General features: G+C 53.9%; 5 protein-coding genes. 2 read left to right on the forward strand and 3 right to left on the reverse strand.

The annotated features are described in order from the left end of the window. Positions 1 to 15: 15 nt before the first annotated feature. Both AC2YIT_RS05975 and AC2YIT_RS05980 read right to left on the reverse strand, forming a co-directional pair. On the reverse strand, positions 16 to 4,305 hold the full coding sequence (locus AC2YIT_RS05975; protein WP_487278572.1) for a T9SS type A sorting domain-containing protein: 4,290 nt from the start codon (positions 4,303 to 4,305) through the stop codon (positions 16 to 18). A gap of 114 nt (positions 4,306 to 4,419) precedes the next feature. Next, positions 4,420 to 8,055 (reverse strand): right-handed parallel beta-helix repeat-containing protein, encoded by a 3,636-nt coding sequence (locus AC2YIT_RS05980; RefSeq protein ID WP_487278573.1) that lies wholly within the window; start codon positions 8,053 to 8,055, stop codon positions 4,420 to 4,422. 147 nt (positions 8,056 to 8,202) lie between these two features. On the opposite strand from AC2YIT_RS05980, the gene AC2YIT_RS05985 reads away from it, so the two are divergent. Next, the gene (locus AC2YIT_RS05985) at positions 8,203 to 12,252 is read left to right on the forward strand and encodes a hybrid sensor histidine kinase/response regulator transcription factor (RefSeq protein WP_487278574.1); all 4,050 of its coding nucleotides are present in this window, start codon (positions 8,203 to 8,205) and stop codon (positions 12,250 to 12,252) included. Here AC2YIT_RS05985 and AC2YIT_RS05990 read toward each other — a convergent pair. Then, positions 12,249 to 13,112 carry an AraC family transcriptional regulator gene (locus AC2YIT_RS05990; protein ID WP_487278575.1) on the reverse strand — a complete coding sequence of 288 codons (864 nt, stop codon included), beginning with the start codon at positions 13,110 to 13,112 and terminating at the stop codon, positions 12,249 to 12,251. The two genes, AC2YIT_RS05985 and AC2YIT_RS05990, sit on opposite strands and share 4 nt — an antisense overlap. Before the next feature lie 86 nt (positions 13,113 to 13,198). Between AC2YIT_RS05990 and AC2YIT_RS05995 the strand changes: the two genes are divergently transcribed. Next, the gene (locus AC2YIT_RS05995) at positions 13,199 to 14,320 is read left to right on the forward strand and encodes an alkene reductase (protein WP_487278576.1); all 1,122 of its coding nucleotides are present in this window, start codon (positions 13,199 to 13,201) and stop codon (positions 14,318 to 14,320) included. Positions 14,321 to 14,334 lie beyond the last annotated feature (14 nt).

Raw genomic sequence — 14,334 nt, forward strand, 5'->3', positions numbered from 1 at the left:
GCCTCTAAGGTACTATCAATATTTGAATACCCTGAAACTGCTTGTCTGTTTGCCATCCCCGATTTTGAGGAAGTAATTGCCAGCCGGCAAAGTGCGGATGTCGATTACTTCCCTTTCGCCGCGGAGGGCTTTTCTCAATACCAACGTACCCGCCGCATTAAACATTTCAACGAATTTCCCGCGTTGGCCTGTGTTGGTGATCATGATCGCGTCGCTCGCGGGGTTTGGAAACACGGTAACCGGTACCTGATCGTTCTTAACGGCTGAAATCACTTCGATCCGTACCGTCGAGGGGGATTGTATGCTACCGTCGCCGCACACATTGCCGACATATTCCAACTTGTATTCGTCACCCGCATTCGCCCCATCAAGCATGATCGTGTCCTGTGGCAGCGCGCCCGACAAACTTACCCGGTTCCCGCCTTTGGCATATCTGTATTGCCATGGCCCGTCACCGGTAAGCAGTATCACCGCTTTGGGGGTGCTTCCTGCCTGGTAATAAATAACATCTGTATTGAATTTTGCGGTAGCCCGGATACGGATACTCACAGGATAAGGAGAGTAGCTACTGGCAGTGCCGGGCTCCGCCGCGACAATGCGGATGCGGCGGTCTTTGCTGCTCGCGAGGTTCGCCGGCAGATATGCCGTAATGGGCGACCGAGTTCCCGAACCAATGTCCGTAAAGGTAGTACCCACCGGATCGGATAGCTGAACGGTAAACCTGTTCTGGGCAGAAAATGCACCAGTAGTCGAGAAATTAACCTGGATCGAATCGCCTGCGCAGCCTGTGGAATAGTAGGAGAGATTGTTGATACCTGTAACATTGATGGTCCGATCGGCTGGCGCATTGACGGTTACCGTTGCTTGCCCTGAGGCCTTGCCGGTGCCACAGGCGTTGCTGGCGGACACGATGGAATAGGTGGTCGTCTGCTTAGGCGAGACTTTTACGACCGCCTCCCTGCTAATGGCGAAGAACTGGCCGGATGTCCCGTCGGAGAGCTTGTAATTGACCCATTGATGGTCGGCGAAGGCGGCGGTCAAAGAAATGTAGGCGTCCGTTCCCGGATTGATTGTCGTACTTCCGGATAGCACCAGTTCCGGGATGTCTTTTACCAGGAAATCGGACTCACTTATAAGGCCATATTTCGGCGCCGTTACCCGGAACTTGTACCAACCGCCCCGGACACCGGGAAACATCGGGATATTTGTAGTGCCAGACAGGGTTTTCGTCGAGTCGAGTACGTAGCGAACGCCCGTTTCCTGGTTTTTGAGTTCGAAATAAATGTAGCTGTCTGCGAGGTCGGCTTCACCTTTCAGCGCGTACTGGATGGGAAGCGTCGGGCCTTTACAGAAATTGCTGCCGATCACATTGCCAGTAAGCACGGGAGGCACCAGTATGCGGACCGAACCGGATATTTTTCCGTCACCGCAACCGTTGCTGAGTGATTTGATCGTATAATCGGTGTTCCGGGTCGGATAATAGGAGGGGGCGAGCTCGGGGTAGTCATATTCGGTGTAATCGAGCCCGTCTGCAATCACACGGACGGGGGTGGAGCCTTTAATGAGAATGCGGAGATCCAGCCGTTCGCCCGCGGTAACGGTTATGGGTTGATTTTCCGGATAACCAGGTGCAGTGATGACCGCGCTGGGAGGCGATTTTACTTGGAACGCACGCCCCAGCGAATGGGCGCCGTCGCTGGATGCGACCCTGATGAAGTAATCGCCTGCGGTTACGGTGTCGGGGATCGTGGCCACAATACCGTTGGAAGCCGGGCGGGATGGAAGACTCAGTACGCTGTATTTGCCGAAAATATTCCCTTTTAGCAGCTGTACTTCGAAAGTGGCATTGGTACGCGCGCCTTCGGTTACAAGGAACGGCACGTAGAAGTCGCTGCCCGTGCACACATAAGGCCTGTCGTAGGAAACCGGATAGTCGATGCGGTAGGGCATAATATGAACGTTTTGAGAAACATTCACCGGCTTCGTGCCGCATACCGATGTGATAGACTTAATGGTATAAACGTTGTCGCCCACCTTTGGCGAAACGTAGACGTCGTAATAGAAAGCACGTTCCGGGAATATAACGGTCGAATCTTTCTTCCCGTCCGAAATCACAAGCGATTTCAGCGATTGGTCGTTCACCTCGACAATACCCCTTACCGGACGCGCCAGCGTGATCAGTGGCTCAGTGTCGATCTGACCCGGGAAGCGGAGTTTTACCTCGTTGATAGGGTAGGCCAGGTCGAGGACAAAGAGCCGGCTGTGTACCACCGGGCTGGTGGATGAAACGCGGAGAGTGATTTCCTCTTCCGGATTACGCAGGGAAAGGCCGGGGATCACAAACCGCAATTTCCCGTTAGCAGGTGCCGCCGACAGGGTTTTAAAATCACAGCAACCGTACACCGAACCTTCCACTACAAATGCATTGGAAGCGCCGAAGTCCCCGCCGGAGCGAATGTCGAGTTCGAGCGTATCCGCTGCGCAATGGTAAGGCTGTTTTACATTGACGGAAATATAAGGCGTTGCAGGCGACTCGTTCGCTACATTCAGCCGGACTTTCGTTGGTGAAGGGTTCGTGAAGCAGGAGTTGCTAATCGATTTGATCCCGTAATCCCCCGTTTTTGGGACAAAAAGCGTGGTGTATCCGGTAGTGACGTAAAGGTAATGCTGCACGCTTCCATCCATAGATTCCACCGAATACGGCGGTCCGCCCAGTATGGAGAACCGGACAGTAGGGTTAGCAGGCATGGGAAAAGAAGTGGTTTCCGCCGACGTCCACAAGACATCCGGTTTCGTTTGAATTGTAACGGAAGTGACAGGAATGGATGTCAATGCGGGTGCACTGCAATGTACCTGAAACGAAAAAGCATCGCCGCGGTAGCTATTTCCCAGGTTGAACGCGGGTATTTTAAATGCTAATTCGCCGCCTGTTCTCTGCGCGGTTACCACTGTCTCGCTTTTCGATCGGTCGGTAAAGATCACTGTAAACACCGCATTTTCAGGGATGGCAACATTGGAAGTATATTTCAGGCGTACGGTTTCTCCTTCACAATATATTTTCTGAGACTTCAATCCGCTCAGTACCAATCCGTCCTTAACGTTCACGCGGGCGGCTTTCTGGTTTTGCATTGTATGTACGCCGCAACCCGATTCGACCGAAACGGCCGTATAGTCGGTGGTTTTGGAGGGCATTCTTTCAATGGTTGAACTGATCGAGTCATCGAACACCGTTGTCTCGTAGATCTGGGTGCCGTCGCTGAGCGTAATGCTCGCCGGGAAGGGGCCGGCGTAGGTGTATTTAATGAAAACGGGCTTTCCCGGTTCAATGGTTGTCGGGTCGGGGACTGCCAGCTTGACCAGCGGTTTGGGTGTAATGGCAAACACCGCGCTTCCGGGTGAGCCGACATTGAACGGGCTTTCGGTAACGACCCTGGCAGTAAAAAACGTGCGCCGACTTACTTTGAAATCGTCCGGTATGCGGGCGGTGAGCTGGTTATTTTCAATGGTGGCTGGCAGATCGTAATACCGGGCGCCAGGGATAGCCTGGCCTTCTGTGCTCGATTCCGTGATCCGGATCTTGTAACGCATCGTCGCCGGCAGCACACCGCCATCGAACGAGGCATTCAATTTGATATCGGTGCCGGGGCAAGTGTAAACCGGTCCTATGAATGTCGTTCTCAATGAGTTCGTGTTGATCCCGATGCTCACCTGACCGTCTGCGGCCATCAGGCCGCACCCGTTTTTGGCGGATTTGATCGTCAGCACTTCCGGCGTTTCGGGCAGGAGCACGGGGGCCAAATCCAGGACAGGATGGGAAAGTTCACCGGAGGACGCATACATTTTTCCATTACTCAATACAATTTCGGAATAGGAATTGCTGCGGCCCTGAAGACGGATCGCAAGATTGTCGTACCGGTTTACCGTGTCTTCTCCCGCGACGGTAAGCGTCACATTGCCTTTGTCGAGCAATCGTGTGCTGTTGTTCCATTCCGAGGCTACGGCGGGGGACGTCGATACTATCCTCAGTTTCGCGGCCGTAGGCTTCTCAATGGCTGTCCCCGGAACGGTGAACCTGATCTTGCCGTCCTGGAAAATTGCCGGTAAGGTGATGGTACTGTTGTTGTAGCCCGGTTGGAGTTCGATATTAAAGGCGTTGTTCGCATTGAATTGCCCGGTAATGTTCACGGGTAGCTCGTACGCCGCATTGAGACAGATAGTCGGAAACGTGGCCGTGATTTCAATTTGTTGGGCATAAGAGCCCGTTCCCAGAAAAAGGAAGAAGAGGCAAGCGTAGAATTTATTCATACAAGGTGATTCAGAGGGCCGGTTTCGGTAAGTAACCGGCAATATCTGAAACTTTTGTATGAAATCAATCCTGCCTGCCCCTGTTATGAACGTTGAGTATAAGCGTTGGTAAAACTAGTGTGTTACTGAGAGTTTGAAGTTCCGGCGGCTGCCATCGGTCATTTGTATCTCAATCGCGTAAATGCCGGAAGGTAGTTTGCCGATTTCGATGCTACCCTGGCGGAATGCCGGATGCAAGAGTAGCCTTCCGCCTGTATCGAACAGCCTGATTGCACCGACTTTTTCAGGTTTTACTCCTTTCAAACTTACCTCGGATACATTTAAGGCCGGGTTAGGATAAATCGCCACTCTTTCCGCATCAAATTCCAGCGCGGCGACGCGCGAATAGGCAATCGAGCCATCCCGATCGATCATTTTGAGCCGGTACATATTGGTACCGGCTAGTGGAAGGGCATCGGTATAGGAATAGTCGGTATGAACTGCTTCTCCACCTTTCGACATCACGTGCCCCAGGTAATGCCAGTGCTTTCCGTCGGTGCTGCGTTCGATCTCGAAGCGGTCACTGTTGATTTCCGAGCTGGTCTGCCATTGCAGATACGCCTCATGCTCCCGTTTTTTAGCCTGAAAGGACACGAGCGTAACGGGCAACGCCGCTTCGGATTGGCCCGAAACAAAGAACCCGCTGAACCCGGTTACCTCGAACGAAACGAGGTACATGGTGTGGTCTTCGCTTTCGGTTACCGTTACGTCCGTGATCAGCTGCGTAGGGCCGGAATAGGTGCCTGGGAAGCCGTACGGGCTGGTACCATGGTATTGTACCACTTTCAGGTTGGCGGGGAGGGAGGCATTGTTGGCGTTGCCGTAAGCCTGGTTGTAGGTGTCAAAGTCTTGTTTGGAAAAGAACAGGGTCACTTTGGCCGGGCCGTCTGTCCCGGTAGGGGTAATGTCGTAATGCCTTTTGACAAACACTTTTTCTCCTTCCGACACGGTATTGCCTGCTGCCAGGAATGCCTTCACCGTTACATTGCCGAGCGTCCCGGGACCACCGGTGGGTTCGATGAGCCCGAAGGTCTTGCAATCGCTGGTAATGGCGGTCGCGCCTGCATATACCGGGAGCGTAGCCTGCTCGCCGCTCGCGGGTAGTGTACCCGGGCCCACGACCGCTTGCACTTCGTACGCGCCCATATCGGTTTGCGAGTTGTAGATGCGCGCATTGCCGGCCAGGTCCGTTGGCGGGCTGAGGAGATCGGGTAAAGCTTCGTTGGTACCCCGGTTAATGGCCGGTGAGCAGGGCAGGAGCGTCCAGTCGGTTTCTCCGGCGAACTGAGGATTGATGGTACCGGCGAGATTATGGTCGGTATCGCTCGCATTCATGCCTTCCACAAGGCTGTAAGTGACCGAAATCGTGCTTTCCTGGCTGGTAATGCCGCTGCCATTGCCGTAAATGATGCTGTTGCGGACGGTTACAGGGCCATTATAGCCGCTAATCGTTCCGCCGTTGCTCTGGCTGTTGCCTGCAACCGTGGCGTTAAGGAGCGTTAACTGGGAACCCTCGTTAAAAATGGCCCCGGCAAACTGACCTGAGTTGTTCGTCACCAGGCAATTGATCAAAACGGTATTCGAGCCATTGGTATTGGCAATGGCACCGCCGTTGCCGAACGATGCGCCATTGCCTCTGAATAGCGTGTTGGTAATCAGTACGGAAGCACCGTGATTGTAGATAGCTCCGCCATTCGATGCATAATTATCCAGGAACGCGCAGTTTGAAATGGTCAACGAAACACCTACGTTGCGCATCGCGCCGCCGTCGTTGCCAATCACATTGCTGATGGTAAACCCGTCGAAAATGTCGTCATGGGTGAGGCCGTTGTTGAAGTTCATAATCGCCGGACCAACCGAAGAAGTGAGCACGGTGGCCGTAGCCGGGTCTCCGTGTGCAATCGGCAGGGGACGTTCGCTGAGCGTGGTTTCTGTACCGGTGAAACTGCCGTAAACTTTTACCCCATGAATAAATGCAAGCTGGATGCCGCCTGTTTCGTATTCTCCGCGTGCTACCCAGATCTGATCACCGTCCGAAGCGCTATTAAAAGCTGCATGAAGATCGGCAAATGCATTGGCCCAGCTGTCGCCCGATGGGGCAGGAACGGTGCTGGCGGCATTGACATACCAGATCGCGCTCGGGGTCACTTCGTAGGGTCCGAGGTCTATGGCGGTACTGGTAAGCCTTCTCTCACCGTCGATTGCGACCGGTGTATCGTCGGCATTTCTGGGGAAGACCGAAAGATCGGTGGCGGGGTTGCCGGCATTGGTGACGGGACTGCCTTTCAGCTGTCGGAAATTGCCTTCGCCCGCATTTTCAAACTGCGGATCGGTATCGAGAATGCTGGTTCCGCCGGCAAAACCACCCTGGATGAGCGAGTAGGAGACGGCTGGTGTTCCGCTGCCGCCGATGCTGCTGACACCTCCCGGCGAAGCAGCATCGGTATTGTTCCAGATAATGCTGTTTTCAATAACCGGCGATGAACTGCCGATTGCATACAATGCGCCACCGTTGCCCGGCGTGGCGTTGCCGCCTACTTCATTGGCTGAAAATGTGCAGTTTCTTATCGTAGGCGATGAATTGTCGATAAAAATAGCCCCGCCTTTTCCGGAAGCAGCGCCTTGGGCCGAATTGGAAGCGAAAAGGCATTGGACGATTAATGGACTCGAATTGAGCAGGTAAATCGCACCTCCCTTTCCGTCCGCGGCAGAAGGGTCAGTGGCATTATCGCCGAAAAGGCAGTTGGCAATCACCGGGGAAGAGTTGGTCGCGTGCAGACCTCCACCCCGTCGGTCGTCACCGACAGCCACACCGGTGCCGCCGGTAATCACGAAGCCGTCGAGCCGCGTTGTGGCGCCCGCACCGGATACGGTTATGACGGCGCCTCCCTGTCCCGTTAATACCGTCGCGTTCGAAGCAATCGCTCTCTCCCGGACATCGCTTTCATAGCCCGAAAAGCCACCGTAGTAGGCGACGTCGTTGGTGAGTGTCAAAGGCGTATTTGCTGCTTCGGTTTCGTAGGAACCGCCTGCTACCCACACTTGCTTGATGGTCGGGTTCATTGCGGCTGCCCGCGTGGCGTAGTACATCCGTTTAAGTGCATTGTTCCAGCTGCTGCCGTCTCCCGGCGTACCGATATTGGCATCGACATACAGTATGCCATTGGCATCAGGCGTGGCTTCGGCAGCAGGGTCGTAAGCGGAGACAGTACCGTTGATTGTAAAATCGTCGATGTGCGAGTAATAATTGGGATAGCCCCCGTTTGTAACGGCAATCTTGACCACGATTTTATTCCGCAGCTCGGATACCGTTTTGGTACGGGTAATGAGTGTCAGGGAGCTCGTTGCGGTGAATGACGTGCCGTAATTTTCTTCATTAACCTTGATCTGCATCGTGGCATTGTCACCCGAAAACCGCCGAAACGAAATACTGGTGATTTCCGCCTGAAAGCCTTCCTTCATCGTAATCGTAAGGACATACACGTGGTTATGCGCGTTCAAAGCCATTCCCGGGTCACTGCCGTCGTTGCGGCTGTAAGGAGTATCTCCAATCCCGCTCCACACGGCAGTCATGTTGGCGTTGATCGAGGTAGGTGCCGAGAAGTTCTTATTGTTGAAGTTGTGATTGTAAATCACCGCCGCATGGGCGACGGTCGCAATCATCAGTGCGCAAAGCAGTGTGAAAAGGGGTCGTAGTAGTTGTGTATTCATAGCGCGGTCCGGAATGATGAGTAGTCACTTTTTGGCCGCAATATGGAACATGGAAGCGCTCGGCGATTGTCAATTTTTGATCAGAAACTATTTATTTTTCGTCATACAAGGCTGTTTTATTGTAAATTAGCCTCAAAGCGCCGCCATTTGAAGAACTTCTACATGATCCGCTGGTTAATCGTTTGTGTGCTGGATGGGCTAGCTGCCAGCGGGTGTCTGCCGATGGTAGCATTGGCGCAGTCGGCAAGCTTTCCTGTCCCCGAAAGCATTACCGCCAAAGAGGGCCTGCCGCAGGGTTTCGTGCCCGGTATTGTGCAGGACAAGCGTGGGTTTATCTGGCTCGCCACACGCGATGGGTTGTGTCGGTATGACGGCCACCGTGGCAGCGGCAGAATTTTCAAGGTATTTCAACCGTCGGACACGCAGGAGCTATCGCTTTCTTCACTAGGACTGGAAAATTTGCAGATCACCGCCGATGGCAAAATCTGGATCACGACCGACGAGGGGCAGATCGACCTTTTTGATCCCGTGCGCGAGACGTTCGTCAACTTTTCGCGTCAGGTATTTTACCAGAAGCATTTCGGAAAGCGCTTTCTCAGAGATATGTACGTCGATCGTCAACACCGGCTCTGGCTGATGTCGGACGGCGGTGGATTGGATTATATTCATTTAAATACCCAAAAAATTAAAGGCTATCACACCGCAAATGGTGACACCAGTGCCATTGCACGGGCCCATGTACGGTTCGTGAAGGAGGATCGATCGGGGAATATATGGGCGGTTAGCAACCAGGGGATCTTTTTGCAAATACACGGCACGGACCGTTTCATTCCATTCTACTCACCCATACTTGCCGGTGGCGCCGACAAAAAAGTGAATGCGTTGACCGACCTGAAAGACGGCCGTTTACTGGTACTCTACAACACCGGAATGGCGCTGCTCGACCCGATGACTGGCCAGGGGCAAGCCCGCACACTGGTTTTGGACGCCCAGGCCCAGTACAGGCACCCGATTGTGACCGACAGCAAGGGCAATGTCTATTTTTTTCGGATGAACCGCTTGTACCGGCTGGGCAAGAACGACAGCCTTGATGAATTTCCCGTCCAGGCGGATGTGGACGAATTCAAGAGCCTCTTTGTCGATCGTTCCGATGTCCTTTGGGCGGGTACCAATGGGCAGGGCATCCGGAAGTACAATCTGATGGCCAGTTATTTTAATACCAAACCCTATTCTTCCGATTTCATTTCCGACCTTTTGCGTGACTTCCTGAAAGTGCCGCCGACTGAAATGGCCAAGCTGCCTGACGATCTTTTTTCCTACAACTTCCGCTACGCATTTGACGGCCCGCAGAAAATGTGGTTCGGTGCCGGGCGGACGCCGCTTTTCGAACTGGATTTGAGCAGCCGCACGATCAGGATCATTCCGTTCCCCGTAACAATCAAGGATATTAAGCGGTCGGAGCTGGCGATCGGCCTGGCGAAGGATCCGGATGGAAGAATGTGGGCTGTGCATGACAGCTTGTTATTTTCTTACAAAAATGGTGTCTGGACGAGATTTCCGCACGCGATTCGCGTAAATGCCGCTCAGCCGGGTGCGGCCCAGCCTAATGCGGCCCAATTTAACCTCACCGAACCCCGGGAGAGCCGATCAGGAGTCGAATCGGGCATTATCCAAATCGTCGCGGACAGCCAATATCTCTGGGTAGCCACAACTGCGCGGGGGCTGTACCGGATCGACAAGGTCTCCGGCGCGATCAGCCGATACGGACAGGAACCGGGCTCATTGAGCAGTAATAATCTGTATTGTCTCTTCGCCGACCCACTCGACGAGAACCTGCTTTGGATAGGGACATTTGGTAGTGGCCTCTGCCGTTTCGACAAACGCACCGGGCATTGTGAGCGCATTTCAAAGCAAAATGGTCTGCCCAATAACGTAGTATATGCCGCCATTCCCGACCGGCAGGGCAATGTGTGGGTGGCTACCAACCAGGGACTGTCCCAGGTAAACAAAAAGACTTTGCAGACGCGTACCTACACCCGTGAGGATGGCCTGATGGCAGATGAATTCAACCGGTTTCACGCACTTGCATTGCCGGACGACCGCATTTTCCTGGGCGGGATAGAAGGAATCACTGCTTTCGATGCAAAGCAACCGCACGAGGATCACTACCGCCCGCCGGTTTATGTTACGGGTATTTCAATTAATAACGCCCCCTTGGAACCTCGCTTGTCGGCCGGGGAATTGCCCGTGACGGCCATGCAGAGCCTTGACCTGGCGTATTGGCAGAATTTTCTCACCGTGGAATTTGCGGCGACGCAGTACAACCGCAGCGACAGAATCCGCTACCGGTACCAGCTCGACGGCATCGACGAGCATTGGATTGAGACTGAAACGCCTGTCACCAAGTATACCGACCTCCGACCTGGGCATTATGTACTGCGGTTGAATGCTTCCAACACGCTCGGGATGTGGAGCAACGAGGTCAGGGAACTGCATATCCGCATCAAGCCGCCGTGGTGGCAGACATGGTGGGCTTATGTGATTTATTGCGTAGTCTTTCTCGCAGCGGTTTACGGGCTGTTGCGGATGTATGTCAACCGTGTGCGAATGCAGCAGGCTATTTTGTTCAAACAAAAAGAAATAGACCTTAAAGCGCGGGAAACGCAGCAGCTGCGCGAGCTGGATGAAATGAAAACGCAGTTTTTCTCTAACATTACCCACGAATTCAGGACGCCGCTGACGCTGATCCTTGGGCCTGCCGGCCAAATGCTCGAAGAGCAGCGACCGGAAAAAGATAGCAAGCGCCTGTCATTGATTGAACGGAATGCGCGGCAACTGCTCGGGCTGATCAACCAGCTGCTCGACCTTTCCAAACTCGAAGCCGGTACTACGCGTGTCGATGCAGCCTGGGCGAACATGGGGGATTATATGGAAGCACTTACCGGCACCTTCCAAATGGCGGCAAAGGCTAAAAATGTGACACTGGAATTTAGAAATCATCTCGAAAACAGTTATTTCTGGTTTGACCATGAAAAACTGGAAAGGATCGTGACGAACCTGCTTTCCAATGCGGTGAAGTTCGTCAATGAGGGCGGGCGGATACGGGTTACATTGAATGCGACTGAATCGGAAGGCGCGGAAATCGTCGTAGCCAATACGGGTGAAAAAATTCCTGAAGAGCAGCTAAGTCGTATTTTCGACCGGTTTTATCAAGCCGGGCAGACCGGCTACCGCGAGGGTACCGGCATTGGCCTGGCGATCGTGAAGGAGCTCGTCGAATTGCAGGGCGGGACTGTTTCTGCAAAAAGCGGAGCCGACGGGTTCGATACCGTTTTCACAGTGGCTATGCCTTACCGCCGCGGCGAGGCGCAGCATTCGACGGAAAGTGTTGTTCCGAAGATGAATGGAAATAGCCAGGCCGTTCACGAGGAGGGGCAGTCAGCCAAAATCCTGCTGGTAGAGGACAATGCAGGCCTGGCAGAGTTTGTCTCCGATAGCCTGGCCGAAAATTACCGGTTCTACCATGCCCGGAACGGCGAGGAAGGGCTCGCTATGGCCACCGAAATTATGCCCGACCTGATTATCAGCGACGTAATGATGCCCGTTATGGACGGTTATGTTTTTTGCAAACACATTAAATCCAATATGGAAACGAGCCACATCCCGGTGGTGTTGTTGACGGCTAAATCGGCCCTGGAAAGCAGGGTGGAGGGGTTGGAACTCGGTGCCGACGATTACATTACCAAACCGTTCCATATGCCCGAGCTGCGTCTGCGCATACGTAACCTGCTCGACAGGCAGGCGCGCCTGTACGAGCGTCTGCGGGCGAGCTTTGCGGAGCCGTTGGCACTGCCGGAGAGCCCGGAGGGAGTCACAGACCCGTTCCTGAACAAGTTATACCAAATTCTTGACTCCCGCCTCGACGACCCCGATTTCGGTGTGACTGAGCTGATCCGCGAAATAGGAATGAGCAACAGCAGTCTGAACCGCAAGCTGAAAGCACTGATCGACCTTTCGGCAGTGGAGCTGATCCGTAACTACCGGCTGAAAAAAGCGGCTGCATTGCTTTCCGATGGCATTGCCGTGTCCGAAGCGGCTTATGCGGTGGGGTTTGATAACCTTTCCTATTTCGCCAAATGCTTTCGGGATCTGTACAATATGACGCCAAGGGAGTTTGCGGCCAATAGCATTCTTTAAGCTGCCGCTGTGACGAGCCCTTTCCGGAAGGCCGTCGGGCTGGTGCCGTGGTGCTTGCGGAACTGGCGGCTGAGGTGGCTTTCGTCGGTATACCCCAATTCGCTTGCTATTTCGCTGATTGTCAGGTTGCTCTGCGTGAGGCGCTGTTCCACGAGTTTAATGCGCGACGAAGTGACATAGTTTTGGAGACTTTCCCCCGTGTATTTGCGGAAATATTCACCCACATAGTTCGGCGACAGATTGAATTGGCTGGCCAGGTATTCGATGCGGAGCTTTTCGGGATCGGCGATATGCCTTTGCATATGCAGTAATACGCGGTTGATAAGGGCTCTGGTACCCGAGGTGTCAGCCATACGACCGTCGTGCACGTTTCGGGTGATTATGTTGAGGATCAGCGTCACTAAATGCCGCAGGTTTTCTTCATGGCCTGCCTGCCGCTGCTCGTATTCGGTAACGAGGTGGGAAATCAGCGACGCGATCATCTGGCAATCGCTTTCATTGCGGATCAGCAGTTCTTCGAAACGGTTATGATGCGCGAAAATCGTTTCAAGCTGTTTCAGCCACGCGGTTACCCGCTCTTTGTCCTGCTCCGTTTTGTATTCGGAAAAAAACGCTTCCGAAAACCGGATGGAACAGAACCGTGTGGGCGTCTCTACGTCGAAACCGCGGCAATCCAGTGGGGTGAAGAGGAAAATGCTGCCCGGACGATATTCGAAGCGGTTGCGATTGGTCTCACGCGTGCCCGTTCCGTCTATGATCCTCACGATTTCGAAGAAGTGGTAGATCAAGGGCCGCTCGTTCCAGCAATCCATGTCGGCTATGTACACTTCGAAGGGTTGATGCAGTGTCTTTTGTTTCATAACCTGTAAAAATACCGAAAAAACCATGCAATAGCACTGTTCGGGCGCAGGTGGTACAGATAGTTTTGTATTCAAAAAAAGCAATCATGAATACGGAGAAAAAACTATTGACACCACTCATAACCGGTACGCTCGAATTGCGTAACCGTGTCGTAATGGCCCCTATGAACCGCAGGAGGGCATTGGATGGCATTCCGGCCCCCTCAGCCCCAGTGTATTTCGGGCAGCGCGCGGGCGCGGGCCTCATCATTACGGACAATACCGCCGTAGCGCCAAATGGTATCGGTTACATGGGTACCCCCGGAATATACAACGAGGCGCAGATCGAAGGCTGGAAGCGCGTGGCCAATGAAGTGCATGCACGCGGAGGGCGGATTTTTATGCAGCTCGTGCACGCGGGGCGCATCGGACATTACCTCAATAATGAAGGGCAAATGCCATTGATTGCACCCTCCGCCGTGACAGCCGAAGGATTGATACGCACGGCAGGGGATATGCATTTGCCTAATAGTGAGCCGATAGCGGCTACCGGTGCCGACGTCCGAAGGCTCATCGACGAGCATATTCAAGGGGCGGTCAATGCGATCGAGGCAGGCTTCGATGGGGTCGAAATACACGGTGCACACGGGTTCTTACCGGAGCAATTCCTGCATCCGCATACCAACCAGCGTACCGACGCATACGGCGGAAGCATCGCCGCCCGCAGCCGTTTCCTGCTCGAAATTGTCGAGGGTACCGCGGCGGCGATCGGGAAGGAGCGGACCGGAATACGCTTGTCGCCATTTGTAAAGCTCAACGACCTGCCCGACTACGCCGAGGAAGCGGAAACGCAGCGGTATATTGTGGATGCATTGCAGGAAATGGGTATTTTGTATATCCATTTGTCCGATCAGGGACCGGTAGGCCATGGTAAAATCCCGGGAACTTACATCCGGGACCTGCGTCGGCGCTACAATGGGTTGGTCATGCTCGCGGGAGGCTATACCGCGGAAACGGCGGAAGCCGCGTTGCAGGCCGGGCTCGCCGATCTGATCGCATTCGGCAAGCCATATATTGCCAATCCCGACCTGACGGAGCGTTTCCGCTTCGATCTGCCCCTTGCAACGGGTGACCCGGAGACCTATTACCAGGGCGGTGACGAAGGTTATACCGATTATCCCGTGTACGGCCACACATTTGGCGCAAATACCACCGCTGATTGTCGTTAAACCCCGCGAATTTT

The organism is Dyadobacter sp. SRI_021 (genome assembly GCF_057586235.1).